General features: G+C 47.5%; 15 protein-coding genes. 5 read left to right on the top strand and 10 right to left on the bottom strand.

The genetic code is table 11. The features are described 5' to 3' along the window. Positions 1-404 precede the first annotated feature (404 nt). Positions 405-659, bottom strand: a complete 255-nt coding sequence (locus tag AC4IFB_RS14775) for a DUF2164 domain-containing protein (RefSeq protein WP_490775645.1) — start codon at positions 657-659, stop codon at positions 405-407. Positions 660-662: 3 nt separating this feature from the next. Further along, positions 663-1,031, bottom strand: coding sequence for a YajD family HNH nuclease (locus AC4IFB_RS14770; RefSeq protein WP_490775646.1), 369 nt, complete (start codon positions 1,029-1,031; stop codon positions 663-665). A 320-nt stretch (positions 1,032-1,351) separates the two neighbouring features. Between AC4IFB_RS14770 and AC4IFB_RS14765 the strand changes: the two genes are divergently transcribed. Both AC4IFB_RS14765 and gorA read left to right on the top strand, forming a co-directional pair. Further along, positions 1,352-2,104, top strand: coding sequence for a glutathione peroxidase (locus AC4IFB_RS14765; protein ID WP_490780559.1), 753 nt, complete (start codon positions 1,352-1,354; stop codon positions 2,102-2,104). Positions 2,105-2,211: 107 nt separating this feature from the next. Further along, a complete protein-coding gene (gene gorA / locus AC4IFB_RS14760; protein WP_490780557.1) occupies positions 2,212-3,621 on the top strand; it encodes a glutathione-disulfide reductase in 1,410 nt (469 codons plus the stop codon). Positions 3,622-3,636: 15 nt separating this feature from the next. On the opposite strand, the gene AC4IFB_RS14755 is transcribed toward gorA, so the two are convergent. From AC4IFB_RS14755 to AC4IFB_RS14730, 6 genes are all read right to left on the bottom strand, one after another. Beyond that, on the bottom strand, positions 3,637-4,662 hold the full coding sequence (locus AC4IFB_RS14755; protein WP_490775648.1) for a DUF2169 family type VI secretion system accessory protein: 1,026 nt from the start codon (positions 4,660-4,662) through the stop codon (positions 3,637-3,639). Positions 4,663-4,747: 85 nt separating this feature from the next. Then, a complete protein-coding gene (locus AC4IFB_RS14750) occupies positions 4,748-5,251 on the bottom strand; it encodes a hypothetical protein (RefSeq protein WP_490775649.1) in 504 nt (167 codons plus the stop codon). A 24-nt stretch (positions 5,252-5,275) separates the two neighbouring features. Continuing rightward, the gene (locus AC4IFB_RS14745; protein ID WP_490775650.1) at positions 5,276-5,788 is read right to left on the bottom strand and encodes a hypothetical protein; all 513 of its coding nucleotides are present in this window, start codon (positions 5,786-5,788) and stop codon (positions 5,276-5,278) included. A gap of 78 nt (positions 5,789-5,866) precedes the next feature. Next, a complete protein-coding gene (locus AC4IFB_RS14740) occupies positions 5,867-6,895 on the bottom strand; it encodes a PAAR domain-containing protein (protein WP_490775651.1) in 1,029 nt (342 codons plus the stop codon). Between the two features lie 78 nt (positions 6,896-6,973). After that, on the bottom strand, positions 6,974-9,166 hold the full coding sequence (locus AC4IFB_RS14735) for a type VI secretion system Vgr family protein (RefSeq protein WP_490780556.1): 2,193 nt from the start codon (positions 9,164-9,166) through the stop codon (positions 6,974-6,976). A gap of 718 nt (positions 9,167-9,884) precedes the next feature. Beyond that, positions 9,885-10,133 (bottom strand): GlsB/YeaQ/YmgE family stress response membrane protein, encoded by a 249-nt coding sequence (locus AC4IFB_RS14730; RefSeq protein ID WP_490775653.1) that lies wholly within the window; start codon positions 10,131-10,133, stop codon positions 9,885-9,887. Between the two features lie 151 nt (positions 10,134-10,284). On the opposite strand from AC4IFB_RS14730, the gene AC4IFB_RS14725 reads away from it, so the two are divergent. After that, a complete protein-coding gene (locus AC4IFB_RS14725; protein ID WP_490780555.1) occupies positions 10,285-10,722 on the top strand; it encodes a hypothetical protein in 438 nt (145 codons plus the stop codon). Here the strand turns inward: AC4IFB_RS14725 and uvrA are convergent. Both uvrA and AC4IFB_RS14715 read right to left on the bottom strand, forming a co-directional pair. Beyond that, positions 10,712-13,531, bottom strand: a complete 2,820-nt coding sequence (gene uvrA, locus AC4IFB_RS14720; protein ID WP_490780554.1) for an excinuclease ABC subunit UvrA — start codon at positions 13,529-13,531, stop codon at positions 10,712-10,714. The two genes, AC4IFB_RS14725 and uvrA, sit on opposite strands and share 11 nt — an antisense overlap. A gap of 427 nt (positions 13,532-13,958) precedes the next feature. Beyond that, a complete protein-coding gene (locus AC4IFB_RS14715; RefSeq protein ID WP_490780553.1) occupies positions 13,959-15,860 on the bottom strand; it encodes a hypothetical protein in 1,902 nt (633 codons plus the stop codon). A gap of 826 nt (positions 15,861-16,686) precedes the next feature. On the opposite strand from AC4IFB_RS14715, the gene AC4IFB_RS14710 reads away from it, so the two are divergent. Both AC4IFB_RS14710 and ssb read left to right on the top strand, forming a co-directional pair. After that, entirely contained in the window at positions 16,687-18,069 is a 1,383-nt protein-coding gene (locus AC4IFB_RS14710) for an MFS transporter (protein WP_490780552.1), read from the top strand. 65 nt (positions 18,070-18,134) lie between these two features. Next, entirely contained in the window at positions 18,135-18,584 is a 450-nt protein-coding gene (gene ssb, locus AC4IFB_RS14705) for a single-stranded DNA-binding protein (protein WP_490775658.1), read from the top strand. Positions 18,585-18,644: the final 60 nt, after the last annotated feature.

Below are 18,644 nucleotides of genomic sequence, written 5' to 3'. Positions count from 1 at the left end.
CAATTTAATTCGGGAGTCAGCACGAGCCCCCCTGCGAGTCACTTTCCTCGTTGAATGCAGCAGCCCGTAGCCTGGATGAAGTGCAACGGAATCCGGGAGAACACTGCACCAATCTTCCTGGATTCCGTTTCACTTCATCCAGGCTACCTTGCTCGCCCGTGTTAAAACGGCGTGCCAAGAGGTGCATTGTTCAATGTTGGTTTTTTTTCGTAGGGTGCGGCCCTGCCGCACCATGTCCAACTGAAACGAAAACCAACAGACGAGCCGGTTAACAGAGAGCTTGTTTCTACTGACGTTGATAGTAGCCAGGGAGATATCCGTGATTTCTGAAGAATCCACACGCTTGTGGTGCGGCAGGGCCGCCCCCTACAGATCGATTTTTCTCAATCTTCAACCGTTCAGGGTTAGCGGACCATCTCAGTCGGCTTCTCAATCTCGTAAAGTGCCTCGTCTATGTTCTCCAACCGGCTCTCCAGCACGGCTCGGGCATCATGCAATCCGCGGTTGTAGTAGTAGGGGCCAATCTTTTCGGAAAAGAAATCCAAGAGAAATTCCGCATCGAACTGTCCAATCTCCTGATCCATCTCCTTGCTGAAGTAGCGCTTGATCTTATGTACGATAAGTTCCTTTTCGTCCTTTGAAAATTCAATCATCGGCATGGCTTATTTCTTCTCCTTGAGCATCTCCGCAAGATCGGCGAATGGGTTATGGGTGGTGGTGTTTGTCTGCTTGCTGTCTGCGGCATCACCGTAAGCTGAATCTTTGTAGCGGGAGTGCTCGTTGTCGTGACAGTAGATGCACAGTAACTCCCAGTTGCTGCCATCCGCTGGATTGTTGTCGTGATTGTGGTCGCGATGGTGCACGGTCAGTTCACGGAGATTTTCGCGGCTGAACTCCCGCGCGCAGCGTCCACAAACCCAGGGGTACATTTTCAATGCTCGCTCTCGGTACCCCTTTTCCCGCTGCTCCCGGTTGCGGTGAGCCTCAGCAACGATGCGATCGAGTTTGTCTGAAGAGCTTTCCGATGTCATGGTGATGGCCCCTAACATTCTGATATTAAAAGGACAGGCCGAAAATGACCTATCTAATTGTCGGGATAATAGTAAAGCCTAAACCATATTAAGTTTCGTCTAAAGGCCTGAATTTAACTGAGTGGGGATCACAATCCCTCTGTTACCGTTTGCCAGTCATGGTGCGGCAGGGCCGCACCCTACGGGTAGCCCTTTCTTTTGATTGAATTTATTGATAGAGGGAATCTATAGATTCAATTAAAATTTACGAATATACCAATTAATCGGATTGGCGTAGAGTTCCCTCCAAGTTTACAGACTCTTTAAAAACTTAGGAGATAATAATGTTAACCAATCGTGAAAATCAGACCGTACCTAATGTCACCTTCCGTACCCGCCGAGAGCATGAGTGGGTTGATGTCACCAGTGACGAGATATTTAAAGGTAAGACCGTAGTGGTGTTTGCACTGCCTGGTGCATTTACGCCAACCTGCTCATCTACCCATGTACCTCGCTATAACCAACTAACCCCGGTCTTAAAGAGTCAGGGTGTTGATGAGGTGATCTGTATCGCTGTAAATGATGCCTTTGTAATGAATGAGTGGCAACTGGAACAGAAGGCCGACCGGATTACATTCCTGCCTGACGGCAATGGAGACTTTACCCGTGGTATGGAGATGTTGATTTCAAAAGAGGATCTCGGTTTTGGTGATCGCTCCTGGCGTTACTCCATGCTGGTGAAGGATGGGGTTATCGAAAAGATGTTCATCGAGCCAGATGTTCCAGGAGACCCTTTTGAAGTCTCTGATGCCGATACTATGCTGGCCTATATTGCGCCTCAGCAGCCTAAGCCTCTGGATGTTACCGTTTTTACCCGCGAAGGCTGTCCTTTCTGTGTGCGCGCTAAAGGGATGTTGAGAGATGCCGGCATTGAGTTTGAAGAGTTGGTGTTGAACAGGGACTACAGCGAGAGCAGTCTACGTGCTGTTGCCGGGGTTTCAATGGTGCCTCAGATCTTTATCAATGGTGAGCGCGTTGGTGGCGCAGACAATCTTGAGCAGTATCTTTCTGAGCAGAGCAGAAGTGCGGCTTAAGTCATTCAATAGACCCTCTCCTGCCTGGAAAGGGTAATTCTATCCAAGACAAGTCGCGACAGCTGAAATCAGGGTAGTTCGACGCGGTAGTATAATTAGGAATCATCATGAACAGACATTTCGATTTGATCTCAATTGGGGGTGGTAGTGGTGGCTTGGCGGTAGCCGAAAGGGCTGCTCAGCTTGGGCGCAGAGTTGCTGTAGTGGAACCCTCAAAGATGGGAGGTACCTGTGTGAATAGTGGCTGTGTACCGAAAAAGGTTATGTGGTATGCGGCTCAGCTGGCTCATGCTGTTGATGATGCGAGCGGATTCGGCGTGCCCGCCTCTCGTGGTAAAACCGAATGGGCCAGCTTGGTTGATGGTCGTAACGCCTACATCGAAAATATCAACCGTTACTGGGATGGTTACGTTGATCAACTTGGTGTTACCCACATTGATGGATATGCCAGATTCGTTGGTCCTGGTGAAGTTGAAGTGAACGGTGAGATATATGCAGCAGATCATATTGTGGTTGCAACGGGCGGTGAACCAATTGTACCTCGCGTAACGGGTGCTGAATTGGGGATTACCTCAGATGGTTTTTTCGCCCTAAGTGAGCAGCCGGAAAAAGTGGCCGTGATAGGCGGTGGATATATCGGTGTAGAGCTGGCAGGTATGTTGTCTGCATTGGGGTCTGAAGTAACGATAGTTGCATTGGAGGAGCGGTTGCTTGAGGTTTTTGATCCAATGGTCAGCAGAGTACTGATGAGTGAGATGGAGAAGCAGGGCGTAATACAACAGCTCTCGTTTCAGGTTAATGGGTTGGAAAAAAACGATGCGGGAATCGCCCTGAATGGAAGTGAAGGTGAACGTGTTGAAGGATTCGATACAGTGATCTGGGCGGTAGGTCGTTCCCCTAACACCTCATCACTAAGCCTGGAGATGGCGGGCATTGAAAAACAGGGCAACGGTATCATACCGACCGACGAGTATCAGAACACAAACGTACCAGGTATCTATGCCATAGGCGATATCACAGGTCGTACACCATTGACTCCGGTTGCGATAGCTGCCGGAAGACGCTTGGCTGATCGGTTATTCAATAATCAAATCAACAGCAGAGTGGATTACGTTAACATCCCTAGTGTGGTTTTCTCTCATCCTCCGGTTGCTACGGTAGGCTTGACTGAACCTCAGGCTCGAGAGCAGCACCAGCAGGTTCGCGTTTATCAAACTCAATTCACACCTATGCGACACGCTCTCTCATCTCATGGTGTGACTACAGCAATGAAGTTGATATGTGTTGGTGAAGAAGAACGAGTGGTTGGTATTCACCTGATTGGTGACAATGTGGATGAGATGCTTCAGGGATTTGCAGTGGCAGTTAAGATGGGAGCCACTAAGGCCGATTTAGATAATACCATTGCCATACATCCAGTCAGTTCTGAAGAGTTGGTGACGATGAAGGTATCCGATCCAGATCCTGCTGATCAGCAAAATATCGATTCGGAAAGGAACGAGCAGATGTGTCAGTAAAAACTCTTTCTAACATCAATGGAGATGGGCTTGATCGCCTATCTCCACCTGAGGTATTTCAAGGATAGAGTCAGTGAGCGGTATATAGGTTCGCCATGTCATAGTAAACAGGCTTTCATCTGGTTCCAAAGTGATGGTATCAATGAAGGCACTCTTTTTAACCTGTTTGCCGCCTTTATAAAAGAAAGTCACAGGCATTTCAATTTCAGGTAAGTTAAAAATGGTCTCGCCTTGAGGTGTCAGGTTTTGCAAAAAAACAGTTTCGCCCCCTTGTGGATAGGGGATCTGTTGATCAACAGGTGCGGCCTGAAAATAGGCTGTATCGAAGTCTGCAGGTGGTAATGGGTATTTGTTATTTACCCACGCCTCGTCGTAGGTTCCTGCCAGTGCCAGCCGGGGAGTCCAGTATCTTCCCACTGGGCCGAATGACATCGGTATATATTGACCGTTTGGTATGGTCACGGGTTGATTCAACTGTTCGGTAGATGGCATTGGTGAACCATCAATGAACGATTTGTTCAACTGCAGATGGTAGCCTCTGCCAACTGGGTTTTTCATGAATGCGCTGTGTTTGTTTATGTTTTTATGATGGTTGTCGATGCCACCGAAAGCCTGGTCGTAGCTGATTGGCATTTTGTCGAAAATGGCAGGATAGCCAGGTCTGATTGCAAATTTGCCCGCTTCCCAATTTCGGCTTCCGGTGACTCTGAACGATTTATTTAAAGTACTCAGTTTGAGATTGACGTCGACGTTGGTTACAGGTATTCCTCCTGGTGCGTAGGCACTGCCTAGCAAGAGAACATCGCAATGTCGTTTGAAAGGGGCATAATCCAGCTCATATAAAGGTGACGAATAGCCAGGTTCGCCAGAATAGAGATCAGCAATGACCAAGGGTTTTTGCTTCTCAGTTAACTCAGCGAACTCTCCCTGTTTAGGTATATTAAATGTGCCCTTCGTAATGATTACCAAAAGTTCATGACCATCGTGTACATGGCATAAGGTATAACCGGTTTGAAATTGTGTTGAGCTGATTATTTCCACTGTTCTACCAAGATTACAATATCAATGAAATGGCCTAATAATTTATTGAGAATGGCTTTATCATGATTCGGTGCTAAATCTGTGTTTACTCCACCTTTGATAATCGCAATCGCTGACAATAGGGCAACAAAGCCTCTTCAGTAAGGGATTTGTATAACTCGTCAAACCGATGTAGTTCATCCTGATGGGTATGTTTGCCAGCTATCGCAATAAGCAGAGTATCGCAACTCTGAAAAAGATGGAGTTCGTTTTGCAAGTACTCTGTAGTGGATTTCTCCGGTGGTGACACCCCTTTGCCCATGGGGTGATCGGGGGGGTGATCAATCGAAAAATAGTTTGGTGTTATGGTGCGTAACTCGTGAAGCTGACCACGTTCTGTTTCGAACAGAGCCAGTAAGCTCGGTGGCCAGATTTGGTAACCAAGCTCAGGATTCAGTGCCTCTCCTCTACCAACAAGAAAGGCTAAAAATAATCTGTTGTTGCCGATTACCGGCATCGGTAAACTCATATAGCTGGTGAACTGTAGTGATGGTGAAATCAGATTTCTTGCCGATGCTGTTGTGACCGAAGTGTATTGCTGATCAGACATTAGATAGATACCTCTTCGGTCAATTTAAGAGTTGGCAATTTGACCAATCCAGCGTAAAAACTCGCCGCTGAATAGTTCGTAGTAGGGCATGAGTGGCTTTTCAGCATGTCGCTCGAAATAACCGACATAGGCTTTGGCTGCCTGCTTGATTTCACTGCTGACATTCATACTCCCTCTGATGTATTCCGGGATCAGGATGTCATATAGTGTCCAGATGCGTTCAAATTCAGGAATGATCTCATTTGGATTCTCAAATGAGGGGCGGTTGTGTATCCATGGAGGCGGTTGCAGATTCGGAACCTCCATTTCAAACCGCTTAAGTGTAATGAATCGAGCGTTGGACAGGTCATACGTAGCAATATACTGAGGATCTGTTATCGCTGTCCCTGATTCCGGTGTGGTGCGGGTGAAGTAGATCAGGCGCGTTACAATAATTCTGTTACCTTCTGCCTTTATCATTGGCAGAGTGATACCGCGTTCTAGTGGCATCATGTTCGCGTGCTGACCTATCTGCTGCACCGCGTCTTTCATGGACATGGCGAATACCCCTGTCGTGTTAACGCAAATCAAAAAAAGTATATTGATATGCCAAAATAGTTTTCTACTCATGATTGTTCAAAATATCGGATTATTGGTGACAGATGCGCCACTCATAGCAAAGCCATTTGCAACCGCATTATTTGCACCAGTTGTCAGAAAATTTTGAAATTGGGCTGCTGTAGCCCTCTGGTTACAGACTCCAATGCCTGTATCGTTGTAGATAACGTGTGTGATGTTGCCATCATCGTCATATTCATAACCGGTGACCAACACGGCATGAGCACCTGTTTGAGTTCCCCAGCCTGGCAGACCGGCAACATCACCATTGGCAATAACGCCTCTACCCTGGGATAGCGCTGTTTCAAATTGCCCTAGCTGGAGGCCGCTTGAGGTAGGGGCAATTCTGCTTGATGGAACACCATTATTACCGAGTATTGAAACTTGCTGCCCTGATGTAGTGCCACCACTGTAAAAAGCCTGATTTTGTGCTGTTACCGGTCCACCACTTCCTGCGCTGCCAATGGCGGGTTGGGAGGCGTTACTATTTGCGATGGCAGTGTTTAGCATCGCTTCCTGTCCGGGATTTGCACCAGTGGCCAGTTGTACAATCTGTCTGGAAGACTCGACGCCGCAGTTGTTATAGCTCTGTCCCGCAGAGTTTGGGCTGATTGGGTTTCCGCTGGCAGTGGTGGAGCCCGGAGGAGGATTTCTTCCTGCCGCCATATTTTGACAGGCCTGATTGCCAAGTCTTGGATTACCGGTAACGCCTGACAGGCCGATCAGTACTGTCGGACAGCATGGTGGCATGATGATTGATCCAGGATGGGTGCCTGAGTCACTCATCCTGGCGGCGGGCATATTCATGATCGGCACGGGAAATGCGCCGCGAACAATTGGATTTGGAACAGGAACCGGGGTGATACAGAGGCTATAGTCGCCCATCCTTGCGGCAGGTTGTCCCCCAATTAATACCGTGGGCGCACCTGGTGGAATAATGGGAAGGCCGGGGGGGGGCGCATGGGGCGGTGGCGGTACTGCCGGTAGGATCTGAGGCAGAATGCAGAGAATCGTATCACCGACGCGGGCTGCAGGTTTACCGCTCATTGCTTATATCCTCTGTTGTTTGGTTATCCATACTAGGGCCTGTTAACACTTGTCAATCTGAGTAGTCAGTTATCTTATTCAGGTGTTGATTTTGACCATGGTGCCTTTGATGGTGATGATGCCACCTGCATCAATATGTACTTTGCCTGCGGCTGTTTTAAAGGTCACGTCAGTTCCTGATACCTCGATCTTTCCACTCGAATCCATGCTGATGGATGAAGCACCTGTTTTTAATTCGATTTTTGAGGCAGCTTCCAATTTATACTCAGAATTCGTATCGATAGTGTAGTTACCATTGATCTGGGATTTTTTCTCACCGTCTACCTCCTCTGACAGGTCGCCACCAACACTGTTGCCGCTATCACCGCCTACTATGGACTTCTTATCACCTGCTACGGTTTCAAGTTTGACGCCACCGACCTCCTCAGCTTTTGCGCCTGCCACGGTCTCATTCATTGCACCACCAACTGAGACCTGATAGAGGCCGCCAATGGTCAGTTCTTTGGCGGCGCCCACAGTCTCCGAACGGTTGATGCCAACCACTGTGGATTTATTGGAACCGACAGTCTCTTTCTTGTCCACACTAACCACCTGGCTCATGTTAAGACCGATGGTTTCGTTGTGATTCTTTGCGATAGTGATAGTTTTATCGTTATTAACCTGTTCACTCTTGTCGTGACCGACTGTCAGGGATCGGTTATAACCAACCCGCTCGCTACGACTGCTTTCTGTTACATTGGTATGGTTCTTTTCTGCATGTATGTAGAGCTCCTCAGAGCCTTTTTTATCTTCAAAGCGGATCTCATTGAAGTTATTGCTGTTGCCTCCCTTCGTGCTGCGGCTCTTGATGCCGCTTTGGGTTTTGTTGGCAGGTAACTCATAGGGTGGCATCTGGTCAGCGTTATAGACCCGGCCAGTGACGATTGGACGGTCGGGATCTCCCTCGAGGAAATCGACGATAACCTCCTGGCCAATACGGGGGATATGCATTGCCCCCCAGTTTTTGCCGGCCCAGACCTGTGCCACACGAACCCAGCAGGAGCTGTTCTCATCCCTGTTACCATATCGATCCCAGTGAAACTGCAGTTTTACCCGTCCATATTCATCGGTATCGATCTCTTCACCTGCCTGGCCAACCACAACTGCTGTCTGAGGGCCCTGTACAATAGGTTTTGATGTGATACGTGATGTGCGAAAGGTCGTCTTAGGATCCATGCAGGTGAATTCACAGGAATAGAGCGGCCCTTGGGCGATCTCTGGTACTGACTCGAAGGCATCGGACTGCAGTGAATAGTAAGCGCTGGTGACCATATACTCCTTATTCTGGTCACCCCGTGGATGTTCTGTCATGGTGAACAGACCACCGGTGGTTAAGCCCCGAGTATTCGCTTTACCCTCCAATACCTCATGTTTTGCCTGTAACTCCTCTATCCGATGTTTGGCATAGCGTTCGCCCTCTGAGGATGCTACATATTCCCCTGGATAGTCGAAGACCTCATAGTCAGAGTAAGGGTGCCCTCTTGGTATCAACGCATTCGATGAGACGTCTGACTTAGGTTTCTTGAAATCGTAGTCGGTATGGGCAAAGTTTCCGGGACGTATGGATCGGCGAAATGTCCAGCTGTGGATATAATCCTGCCAGCGGCTTGCCCCAGTTTCTGTGGGGGGAACATAGGGTATTTCAGCATAGGCTTCCAGTGTGTTATGAGAGGCATAATCATCACATAAGACAAGTATGTGCTTGCCTGCAGTATGCTTAAAGAAGTAGTAGATTCCCTCCTGCTCCAACAGCCTGCTGACAAAATTAAAGTCAGTTTCCCGGTACTGTACGCAATATTCCCACTCTCTGTAGCTTCCACTCAGGCGCTCTTCAAAGTCGGTGAAGCCATTGTCTCTGAAGACATCTTTGATGATGTCAGGTACCTTCTTGTTCTGAAATATACGACAGTCAGAGGTCTGAGTCATAAGCCAGAACCAGGGGCGAAGCGTAACCCGGTAGTGGGCAAAAAAGGCGAGGTGACCCACCTGTGCGAAGTCACTTACGTAACCATCGAAATAACGTTTAGTGGTGTTCACCATGTCCATTTCGACAGTCATTTTTTTGCCTAGCAAGTCATAGTGAGAGATAGCCTCGTTGTCACTTAGCAGGTCAATTGTGAATTCAAATAAACGGCCCAGTTCTTCGCTGCCCTCCATGCTCAAAATCAGGAGTTCATCAGGACCTAGTGGGGTTTTGATTTTTAGTTGTCTATTGCTTTGTGTGAATGACATCCCAGGTTCCTTTTTGATGAAATTATTATATTTGCCGTCTCTTCACTATTTGAGTTTTTTTTTGATTAAACAGCGTGGTGTACATCTGTATATGTAGCAGAATAACGTCGCTATATGTAGTTCTGTAGGTACTTTTACACAATCCTTGTGTGCTGATTTCACCCAAAGCTCAATTTTTGGGCATTTCTGAGCATGGCAGTGGTAGATATCTTGCTGTCAAATAGAGCCATCTGAGTGATGTTTGTCCGATTGTCAGGAGGCTGTTTCGTGTGCTTTTCATTCCCTCCTCTGCTCTGTAATGCTTTTTTATGTCCCAGACCACAAAACGACATGCGAAATCATGTATGACTGCATCCAGGGAGTGTGCTATTCAGCTAAAAAGCCATCAAGAAGAATAGATAGAGGATAGTAGCGATTGATATGCTGGCAGCATTACTAGCCAAGCTGATTTTATGAGGACTATATTTTATATAAGAGAGCGCTGCTGTCTCATTAACTTTCAACCTTCTCAGAACAACTCTGAAAGCTCCTCTCCCTTTACGGGAGAGGGGTTGGGGAGAGGGTGTACGCGAAGCGTTTCATCTGGTTGAAAGATAAAACCGCATTGATCGTTCATATTTATCTTGCTGATTGTTAGGGGAAGTAGGGTGTTCATTCTCCCCCTCTCCCGCGTGGGGAGAGGGGAGTTTCTCTCCCCATAAAGATCTTTGGAAGATCTTTATTTTTTAATGAGTCCCACAACAAACAGTAAGATTGCTGCACCTGCAACAGCAGTAATCAACGATCCGATTAATCCGTTGATAGAGAGTCCAAGGAGACCAAACACCCAGCCGCCAATAAATGCGCCAATAACACCAACTACAATATTGCCAAGCAGGCCGAAACCACCACCCTTCATCAGGGTGCCAGCCAACCAACCAGCTACAGCACCGATCGCTATAAATATTAGTAATGAAGTTAAATCCATGATGGTCTCCTGAATTGAATATTGAGTGTATGGAAAATCAGTTACTTATGAAATAGATCTGGCTAGTGTAATGATTTGTCTTTCATGAAGGTCAATTGCGTAGAGTTTACCAAGCAAACTGAATAACTACAGATGGCAATTGCTAACTATTGTGAATATTCAATATTTACAGCTTCAGCAATTAGTAGAGGTGGATGGATTCGGGATTGGTGTCCATCTCAACAGCAATGGATTAGAGAGCGGAGACGTCACCCTCAGTGACTCTTATATGCATGATAATGGGGGTATGGGTTGGCTGGGGGGTACCAATCGTACCTTAGTCGAGCGCAACCGCTTTCATAATAATGGCTGGCTCAATGCCAGTATGTTTCTGCACAATGTCTATCTGAGTCAAATGAGGCGAGACAGCATTGTTCGCGGCAACTGGCTCAGTGATTCTGCTGTGGATGCCAATGGGCACTGTGTTGGTGCCGGACTGGTCGCCCATAATGACAATAGCACCAAGCTGCTGATCGAAGAGAGCAACCCGTCTGCAGGTTGCTGGGGGCTTACGAAACACCTTGAGTTGCTTCCATTGCTCAACTGCTGAGTAACTTTTTGAGAAATTTCCCGGTGTAGGATTTGCGCACTTTTGACAGTTGTTCAGGCGTGCCTTGAGCAATAATTTCTCCGCCCTTATCGCCCCCTTCAGGTCCAAGATCGATAACCCAGTCGGCAGTTTTGATGACATCCAGATTATGTTCGATGACTACCACTGTGTTGCCATGATTTCGCAGTCTGTGTAGCACTTCTAGCAGATGGCTCACGTCATGAAAATGGAGTCCGGTGGTGGGTTCATCAAGGATATATAGGGTGTTGCCTGTGTCCCTCTTGGACAACTCGCGAGAGAGTTTGACCCGTTGTGCTTCGCCCCCTGAAAGGGTAGTGGCATTCTGCCCCAGGGAGATATAGGAGAGGCCGACATCCATCAAGGTCTGAAGTTTTCGTTTGATGGTGGGTACCGCATCGAAAAAGGGTAATGCCTCTTCAACGGTCATGCTCAGAACTTCGTCTATGGTTTTGCCTTTATAGTGAATCTCGAGGGTCTCACGGTTATAGCGTTTACCCTTGCAGACATCGCACTGGACATAGATATCCGGCAGAAAATGCATCTCCACCTTGATCACGCCATCGCCACTGCAGGATTCACATCGCCCCCCTTTGACATTGAAGCTGAAACGTCCAGGTGTATAGCCTCTGGAGCGTGCTTCATGAGTGCCGGAAAAGAGTTCTCTTATCGGGGTAAAGAGGCCGGTGTAGGTTGCAGGATTGGATCTTGGTGTTCGGCCGATCGGGCTCTGATCGATATCCACGACCTTGTCATAATGTTCCAGCCCTGCAACTTCATTGTAGGGGGCAGGGGTGGTGTTGGCTTTATTCAGTGTTGCGGCGCAGATCGGATAGAGGGTGTCGTTGATCAGGGTCGATTTTCCAGAGCCGGAAACCCCGGTGATACAGCAAAAACTCCCAACCGGGATCACCAGATCCACAGATTTAAGATTGTTGCCAGTAGCGCCTAACAGTTCAAGTGTGCGTTGGTCGCTCTCAGTGGTTCGTTCAGGGGTCTCTATACTACGTTTGCCACTCAGGTACTCACCAGTAAGTGAACCCTTACTTTTTGAGATCTGTTCAGCCGTACCCTGGGCGATGATTTTTCCGCCGTGTACCCCTGCACCTGGGCCAATATCCACCACATGATCGGCACTACGAATGGCCTCTTCGTCATGTTCCACAACAATCACTGTGTTGCCCAGATCCCTAAGGTAGATCAGGGTGTCCAGCAGGCGTTGATTATCCCTTTGGTGCAGACCTATGGAGGGTTCATCGAGCACATACATGACACCGACCAGCCCTGCACCGATCTGGCTGGCGAGGCGAATCCTCTGGGCTTCACCACCGGAAAGGGTTTCAGCGCTGCGATCCAGGGTCAGGTAGTCGAGTCCCACATTGACCAGAAAATGGAGTCGTTGGTCGATCTCTTTCAGAATTTTAGCGGCGATCTTGCCACGTTTGCCTTGTAATTTAAGGGCCTTAAAGCTCTTCTTTACCTGCCCTATGGGCATCTTCGTGAGTTCCGGCAAAGTATGTGTATTGATAAATACGTGGCGTGCCGCCTGGTTGAGCCGGGTGCCCTTACAATCGGGACAGGATTGGCTGGATATGTAGCGTGACAGCTCTTCCCGTACAGCATTGGAATCTGTCTCCCGATAGCGGCGCTGCATATTCGGAATGATGCCTTCGAAAGGATGGCTCTTCTTGACTGAACGGCCCCTTTCGTTGTGGTAGCTGAATTCGATTGATTCACTGCCGCTGCCTTGCAGGATGATTTTTTGCACCCGCTTGGTGAGTTTGTTCCAAGGGGTTTCCGGATCGAACTTAAAATGTCGGCCCAAGGATTTAATCATCTGGAAATAGTAGGCATTACGTCGATCCCAGCTTCTTACCGAGCCTCCCGCCAGAGAGAGTTCAGGGTGAGCAACCACCTTCTCTGGATCGAAGAATTGCTCAATACCCAGGCCATCGCAGGTTGAACAGGCGCCGACTGGGTTATTGAAAGAGAATAGCCTCGGCTCCAATTCAGAAAGGCTATAGCCACAGTGTGGGCAGGCGAAACGTGAGGAGAAGATCAATTCAGATTGACTGCTATCCATCCAGGCTACCCGTACCAGTCCATCTGCCAGATTGAGGGCAGTCTCAAAGGACTCTGCCAGACGGGTTGATAGATCCTCACGGACCTTGAAGCGATCCACCACCACTTCGATAGTGTGTTTTTTGTGCAGTTCCAGGGTAGGAGCATCATCGAGTTCATACACCTCGCCATCGATTCTGGCGCGGATAAATCCCTGAGCATGCAGCTCCTGCAGTAGTTTGTGGTGCTCGCCCTTGCGCTCCTGTATGACCGGGGCCAGTAACATCATCCGCTCTCCTTCCGGTAGTGCCATTACCTGGTCGACCATCTGGCTGATGCTTTGCGCTTCCAGGGTAGTGTCATGCTCAGGGCAGCGTGGGTTACCAACCCTGGCGAACAGCAGACGCAGATAGTCGTAAATCTCAGTTATTGTCCCGACTGTGGAGCGGGGGTTGTGAGACGTGGTCTTCTGTTCGATGGAGATGGCCGGGGAGAGTCCTTCAATGTGGTCCACATCCGGTTTCTCCATCAAAGAGAGAAACTGTCTGGCATAAGCAGAGAGTGATTCAACATAACGTCGTTGACCCTCTGCGTAGATGGTGTCAAAGGCCAGTGAAGACTTGCCGGAACCGGAAAGACCGGTGAACACAATCAATTTATCACGCGGTAGATCCAGGTCGATATTTTGCAGGTTGTGGGTGCGGGCGCCGCGTATGCTGATGGTGTCCATAATCTTATTGTGGTTGAACTGCTTTGAGATGAGCCAACCCAATACTATACGCGATCTTTCGAATAACTGATAAAACGCCTGAGAGATTGGAAAGACAACCAAGATGGAGGCTGGCTTTACGTGTGAAATGTAGGGTGCTATCTGCCGCACACTGCCCAACTGAGACGAAAACCACCTGATGAGCAGATTAACAGCCAGCTTACATCAACTTACACTGGTGATTACGAGAAGAACAACCGGGATTTCTTAGGAATTCACGCCCTTGTGGTGCGGCAGGACCGTACCCTTTGGCTCTACTGGCCCCGTCATTCCCGAGGGTACCGGAATAACGGGGGCTGGTTAAATGCCTCACACTCAAACATAGAACATGTGGATGAGGGAAATTTGAATGCCACGACTTGAGGTGTTAACCGGCCCTCATGTGGTATCAATGCGAATTGGTTGTTTTATTAGTGACGCGGATGGTTCCAGCGTCCAGTTCGTGTCCCGAAATATCTTCTATCGTGCCATTGCCAGCATATGTAATCAGGACTATTTCGCCTGGATTGATCCTGCTGGATAAGGTGATCCAGAGCCTGGCAGATTCTGTTGGATGTCTGACTAAGTTAATGATTGATGCAGCTTGGCCATCAATAGCTACAGAGAAGCCTGTGCTGGTGACATGTTTTTTGACGGGCTCTGAAATAAATAGAGCAATTCTGTCTGGGTGAGCGCCTTCATACACATAAGACTTCACCATAGATGGGTTTGGGTCTGGGGAAACTGTGCACTTGTTTGTCGCGGCAATTTGGCTGTTCTGTAACTCATTTCCATCGTATATGATTTCAACAATTTCACCCTTATAGATTCTGTCTGACAAAGTTACCCAGATTTTGGTTGGGTCTGCAGGGTCTCTTTGAATATGAGTTATTGTTGCTGGCTGCCCGTCGACCTTAATAGAGAACCCGCTGGAAGAGATGTTGTTTACTCTATTGGAAGCGGTCAAAACAATTCTATTTGCATCCGAGCCTTCATTGACTACTGCGTTGAGGAGATTTGGTATGGCTTCGGGAAGGAAGCTGTAATCATCGTAATCAGCAGACGCGATCAGATTAAAAATTTCCGAATTAGTGGATGACCTTTGCTGTTGACTCTGATTTAAAAATAATAGGTGGCCAATTGAGAGTTGGGAGGCCAATTCAATTAACTCCTGAGCTTTTCCCTGATTGGTTGAGCTTGTGAAATGACTGTTTTTATAGGTATCACCAGTAATCATGGCGTAACGCATGGATTTATCGAATTTCGAAAACTCGGGGTAAACAATATTCTGATAACTGCTAATGCCCATGTATGCATCAATTCGAAGGTCCTGTGCAAACCAACCGTGACTGTTGGAAGTTTGATTTAGACTGCTTAGTTGATCGCCTAAGTATTGTTGATAGTAAGGGGCTAATTTATTTGCGACATTTTCTGATATCCAGTTAATGTTATTGAGGATAGGCACTGCAACGAAGTAACTGCTTAGTTCTATTGATTGCTCAAGCAACGCTTCTGAGTATTGCTGAGGGCCAATGTATCCAATAGCATCTAACTCATCAATATTGTGATAAATACCAGAAAGAGAACTCTCATGTGTGATTATTGAATATAATGCGGGATGGTCGCCGAGTTTTTTAGTAACACCATCTTCTGTGTAGGAGTAGTTAGCAAGCTGATACCAGAATTCTCCCCATAATTCTTTTATTTTTGGATTCCAACGGACAGCGCTATACTTTCGTGCAGGATTGCTATTTGTTTTTGAATTGGCAACAGCAAATCTTAAGTTGTCAGAGACACCATCATTATCTTCATCTTCATCTTTAAGAATAGTTTTATTGCTACCACTGGGTGTGACTGTACTGTTTATCCAATCACCTTCTCCCAGATCTTCCGCAAAAAACCTAGGCAAGGCTCCTTGTGTGTAATCGTAAGTGCCATTTTTCTGAAACACCCAAAGTTTATCAGAAATTGTCAGGGCGATTTTATAACTTCTTTTGTTTCCTCTGTGATGAGTATTATTTAAGATATTTACAAGATTTGAAAAATCATACCGAATGGTACTGGGATCACTTTTATTGCCTTTATAGGGGATTTCTCCCCATGTGAGATAGACTCTTATTCCAATCCATGGATCCAGGTTTTGGTTGCGGTTGTTTTGCTGATCCAGCCAGTCCAGTTTATTATTAAGTGTTTGTAGCTTAATTCCGTTTTGGCCTTCAAGATTTAGCCAAACACCGGCAAAGCTCAGGTTGGGTAATAGCAAGCTGAACATGAAAACTATAATTAGGTATTTTGCCTTTAGATAATTCATTACTAATTCCTTTTAGTTCAATCCAATATGGTTTTAGTATTAGATATGCCTCTAATGTCTCGCTTGCTCGGTTCTAGCATTTTCAGTAAGGGGTTTTGAAGTTATTTTCCCTTCCAGGGTCATGTAGAATATTAAAAAGCAAGCGTGGTATCGTTATTCAGTCTGTTATACGCTCATTGTTATAAACATATGTTGTTCTTTGAGTGAGTAACTATCCCACATTAGTTGTCATTGATTAATTGATTTCAGGCTATGTTGCGACGTGAAAAATTCTAGAATTTGAGTTGGTGCACACTATTAGCAATATTTTCTCCAGTCTCGGCTGTTCTGTGAGCTGGCTCCCGCTCTTCGAGTTGTGGGATGTTAGGGCGTATCAAAAACTCATCTGAATAGCTTACACGCTGGATCGCTCCCGGTCATGGGCTTAATGTCAACAACCTGAACAACGCGAAAACAAGCAATCACCAGTTATCGGATAAATTTCAATGTAGAGATGCCATTTCTACTTTAAGTCTCCAGGTGAATGCAGGGAAACCTGGTGGTTAGGGGTGATTTCTTGCCCACTGATAGGGCGCAAATGATTACAGATGTTCGTTGATGAGCTAATACGATTTGGAGAGGTTAAAGCATTTAAATTACTTGGTTATTCTGGGTTCCGAATGAAGTCAAGTTGGCAGTTTGTTGTGAATTCAATAATTTAACCTTTGTGGTAATGCCTTAAGCTTCGTCACTATGTCTGGGCAGTTTTTTTCTTACACTGCATAGAATTGTGCGAACCTGATACTATACGCACTCTTTAATATTTAACTGGCAAAGTGACTGATAGATGACGACCAAGCAGGGTGCCTCCACCGGATTGAATGCGACTGAAAAACGAGCCGCTTACTCTCTCTCCGGTCTCTTTTCCCTAAGAATGCTGGGGTTATTTCTTATTCTGCCTGTTTTCTCTCTCTATGCTGAGGGTTTACCGGATGTCACGCCTCAGTTGGTTGGCATAGCCATCGGTATCTATGGTCTGACCCAGGCAGTGCTGCAGATTCCATTTGGCATGCTCTCAGACAGAATCGGGCGTAAGCCGGTATTGGTCGGAGGTCTGTTGATCTTTGCTCTGGGGAGTGTGGTTGCTGCCTCTGCTGATACCATTTATGGCATCATCGTAGGGCGCGCCCTGCAGGGAAGTGGTGCGATTGCGGCCGTGATAATGGCAACAGCCGCTGATCTCAGCCGTGAACAGAGACGTTTGCGCATGATGGCGATCATCGGTATCAGCATCGGATTTGCCTTTGCTGTGGCCCTGATTCTGGGACCTATTTTGAACAGCTGGATCGGCGTTCCTGGGATCTTCTGGCTGACAGCAATATTGGCGCTACTGGGTATAGGTATTGTCATATTTATTGTACCTACCCCCCAGAATAGCCATTTTCACCGGGATGCAGAGGCGGTGCCCGATCAATTTGGCAAGGTTCTCGCTGATCCTGAACTACTGAGGCTTGATGTTGGTATCCTGACATTGCACATGTCTCTGACGGCAATGTTCCTCGCTTATCCTCTGGCACTGCGTGATCTGGGTATGGAGAGCAGCGCTCATTGGCAGGTCTATCTGCCGGTAATGCTGCTTTCGATGGTGATGATGGTACCTTTCGTGATTATTGCGGAGAGTCGACGTCGCATGCGTCCTGTATTTCTCGGGGCGATTGCAGCATTGGGGTTGGCTGCACTACTGCTATATGGCTACAGTCAGCAGTTGTTTGTATTGGTTGTGGGCCTGTTTATTTTCTTTACTGCCTTTAACTTACTGGAAGCGACACTACCCTCCCTGATCGCCAAGGCAGCACCCGGAGAGCGAAAAGGCACAGCCATGGGGGTCTATTCCAGTTCCCAGTTTCTTGGTGCTTTTCTCGGCGGGGTGCTGGGTGGGTGGATTCATACCCACTATGAAAATGAGGGGGTCTTCCTCCTCTGTAGCGGCATGATTCTGCTCTGGTTTCTGATCGCTCGCGGCATGCCGGATCCTAACTATCTGAGTAACTACATGCTCCCTGTGGGGCAGCTTGAAGCATCTGAGGTGGCTAAGCTGGCTGAGCAGTTGATGGCCATCGATGGGGTGGACGATGCCGTAATCATCGCTGAAGATGGGGTCGCCTATCTGAAAGTCGATCTGAAAATCGTTGACCAGGCGCTGCTGGATGGATATGCCGTACAAGGGTGAGGTACACTATAGGATTATTACAGGCTCCAAGGAAAGGGGCTGAAACTGCTGTGGAGAAAAAATAGATGGCTCGAGGAATCAATAAAGTAATACTCATCGGCAACCTGGGTAAGGACCCTGAGACGCGCTACATGCCTAGCGGTGGTGCGGTCACAAATGTCACCTTGGCAACCTCTGAGAGTTGGAAGGACAAAAATACCGGCGAACAGCAGGAGCGAACAGAGTGGCATAGGGTGGTATTTTTTAATCGCCTGGGAGAGATCGCTGGGGAGTATCTGAAAAAAGGTTCCAAGGTCTATGTCGAAGGGAGTCTACGTACCCGCAAGTGGCAGGGACAAGATGGCCAAGATCGCTACACAACCGAAATTGTCGGCAGTGAAATGCAGATGCTCGACAGCCGTGGTGGGAGTGCTTCATTTGATGCGCCGCAATCTCAGGGCGCGTCCAGGCCACAGTCGGCCCCGGCCCCTTCATCGGTGCCTGACAATGATTTCGATGACGACATACCGTTTTAAACAGGATATTTAATAGTTGGATTTCTATATCTGGCTATCTTCTTGAAAGCCCCTTCTAAA

It is taken from the genome of Candidatus Thiodiazotropha sp. AKIB8 (genome assembly GCF_058244675.1).
This window is presented reverse-complemented; position numbering and strand designations above follow the sequence as displayed.